Annotated in this window: 4 protein-coding genes; 3 read left to right on the top strand and 1 reads right to left on the bottom strand. The window is 40.9% G+C overall.

Annotated elements, in window-relative coordinates:
• Window positions 1–79: 79 nt before the first annotated feature.
• On the bottom strand, window positions 80–559 hold the full coding sequence (locus tag AB4138_RS20490) for an Sbal_3080 family lipoprotein (RefSeq protein WP_017068825.1): 480 nt from the start codon (window positions 557–559) through the stop codon (window positions 80–82).
• A gap of 195 nt (window positions 560–754) precedes the next feature.
• Between AB4138_RS20490 and AB4138_RS20485 the strand changes: the two genes are divergently transcribed.
• The 3 genes from AB4138_RS20485 to AB4138_RS20475 all read left to right on the top strand — a co-directional run.
• Window positions 755–1,153, top strand: a complete 399-nt coding sequence (locus AB4138_RS20485; protein WP_017064752.1) for a hypothetical protein — start codon at window positions 755–757, stop codon at window positions 1,151–1,153.
• A 788-nt stretch (window positions 1,154–1,941) separates the two neighbouring features.
• On the top strand, window positions 1,942–2,190 hold the full coding sequence (locus tag AB4138_RS20480) for a type II toxin-antitoxin system Phd/YefM family antitoxin (protein ID WP_004730320.1): 249 nt from the start codon (window positions 1,942–1,944) through the stop codon (window positions 2,188–2,190).
• The coding region (locus tag AB4138_RS20475; protein WP_372307479.1) for a type II toxin-antitoxin system RelE/ParE family toxin at window positions 2,180–2,431 on the top strand (252 nt) is incomplete at its 3' end. The genes AB4138_RS20480 and AB4138_RS20475, both read left to right, overlap by 11 nt.

Here is a 2,431-nt window from a genome sequence, read left to right as displayed (position 1 = left end):
TTCGTCTATTCGTCTATTCGAGCAGAGCTTAAAGAAAAATAGAAAGCGAACAAAGGTATAAGTTAGTAAACTAATTAGACTAGTTCGTCGCTTTTGAATCTGATGAATTGGCCGCTTTTGTCGCTTCTTCAGCGGTTTTCTTACCAAATACCGTATCCATCATAAAACCAATACGCTTAGCTGCATTACCAAATTTGTTTGGGTTAGCCGTGTATGGGACTTTAAATTCTACTTCACCTACTCTTTGTCCGTTCTGATAAGCATTGATCTCCGCTTGCTTTAAGAACAACGCTAAGTCCCAGCTCCAATGGCCTTCATACTCCAATGTCAGCTTATCAAGATCGTGCTTCGACTTATCAGGTACGACGGTGTAGGTATAATCGTTATCTTGCAGCCACGTTTCCATAGTATTTAAAAACCCTTCACGTGTTTCAGCGTCTTTAACGATAACAACATCAACTTCAGTCGTAGGTTCTGGAATCGCGCTCCCAGTGTAACGAGGGGCTCCACAACCAGCCAAAATTAAAACCGAAAGCGATAATAGTAGGTATTTTTTCACGTTATATATCCATTAACAGTTAACTGCGTGAATGATACCACATCAAAAAAATGACATATTATATAAGCAAAGGTTAATCAGACATTCCTTGTTACATAAGGCACTAAAAAACTGCGAAAGAAAACGCGAAGGCTATGGGTCTCCTTTGATGAACATTTAAATCATCGCATCATTGAATGCATCACAAGGGATATCATGGAAAAGACACTTCAAACCAAACTGGCGACTAGCCTACTACTGCTGAGAATCGGCATTTTTATCGTCTTCTTATTCTGGGGCTTGGATAAGATCCTTGTCCCTGAGCACGCGACAAAAGTACTGTCTGGCTTTTACGGCATCGACATCTCGAACAATGCGATGATGGCTCTGGGTGTCGCGCAGCTCGGATTTTTAGGCGCATTCGTTGTAGGCATGTGGAAAAAGTACACCTACGGAGCCATTTTAGTCCTTCATGCAGGCTCAACCTTTTCCTCTTTTGGAAAATACATGGACCCGTTCAACAACCTACTGTTCTTCGCCTCTTGGCCAATGCTCGCAGCCTGTATCGCAATCTTCTTACTTCGCAATTACGACACTTACAGCGTGTCCAACTAACACAAAGGGCGCCGTTATTGGCGCCCTGTTTGGTTGGGTTGATTCTTATCAACCTAAAATACTCTGTTAGCTGTATGACCCTATTTTACATTTCTATAAGTTACTAGAAACCCTGTCAAACCTATTGAGAGAGCAGCAATACATACTCCCCTTAGTATTGCATCATTGAGATAAGCTGAGTAGAAAAGCATTGCAATAAATGCACTACATGACAGCAAAAAAGGTGCAATTGAACGATGGGTAAAACGTGAAGTATCAACCACACTATAACGATCTAGAACCAAATCCAAGAGCAAGAGCATGTGCATAACAAACAAAACATTTAGTACTGGAAGTACCCAGTAAAACCAACTATCTACAGGAAAGCTAAATAGTTGAACAAAGGTAAGGTGAGCCAATATAGAAAACAAAATACTTTTCCAACCATTCGAACTACTTTGTACTCTAATGCGGTATGTTCGTCGGGCGACAGAAGCAAGTGGCTTGACTGAAGAAACCCAAATAGCCAACCAAACTATAAGTAATACCATGGTTCAAGAGCCTCTAAATTAAGGTTTACGCAGCTATTCTGAATTAGATATCTAGAACTATTATCCCAAGATATCGACACTTTACGCCTTGCTAAGGTGTGAGCAAACCAATACCTTAGCCTCCGCATAATACCTTAAACACATAAACCAACGCATAGTAAAAATGCCACGCGTTGCGAATTATTCTTAAGCAACTTGTTATACCTCTTGGTTGAGGCTAAAATGACCAAAACAAAGACCACTTAAGAGACCTATTACATGACCACTAGAATTTTAGCCGATGTTGCTGCAAGCATTACTGAGTTGAAAGCTAACCCTATGAAAGTTGCAACTAGTGCTTACGGTGAACCTGTTGCTGTACTGAACCGAAATGAGCCAGCATTTTATTGCGTACCAGCCGAAGCGTACGAAATGATGATGGACAGACTCGAAGATCTTGAACTACTAACTATTGCGAAAGAGCGTGAATCTGAAGAGAGTATTTCGGTAAATATTGATGACCTATAAACTCGACTTTAAAAAGAGTGCACTCAAAGAGTGGAAAAAGCTTGGCTCAACGCTTCAACAACAATTTAAGAAAAAGCTAATCGAGCGTTTAGATAACCCGCATGTTCCGGCTTCAAAACTCTCTGGAGCTGACAACATGTATAAGATTAAGCTGCGCCAATCGGGCTACCGTCTCGTCTACAAAGTTGAAGACGATGTCATCATTGTAACCGTCTTAGCAGTTGCATATTTCGGAGCATTC

The sequence above is a fragment of the Vibrio sp. 10N.286.52.C3 genome (assembly GCF_041468865.1).
GTDB lineage: Bacteria > Pseudomonadota > Gammaproteobacteria > Enterobacterales > Vibrionaceae > Vibrio > Vibrio crassostreae_C.
The sequence above is the reverse complement of the archived record's forward strand: the minus strand, read 5'-3'. Positions and strand labels throughout refer to the sequence as shown.

Coding starts and splice junctions, on each gene's coding strand:
- AB4138_RS20480 (WP_004730320.1), top strand. CDS start 1,942: ATGACCACTAGAATTTTAGCCGATGTTGCTGCAAGCATTACTGAGTTG.
- AB4138_RS20485 (WP_017064752.1), top strand. CDS start 755: ATGGAAAAGACACTTCAAACCAAACTGGCGACTAGCCTACTACTGCTG.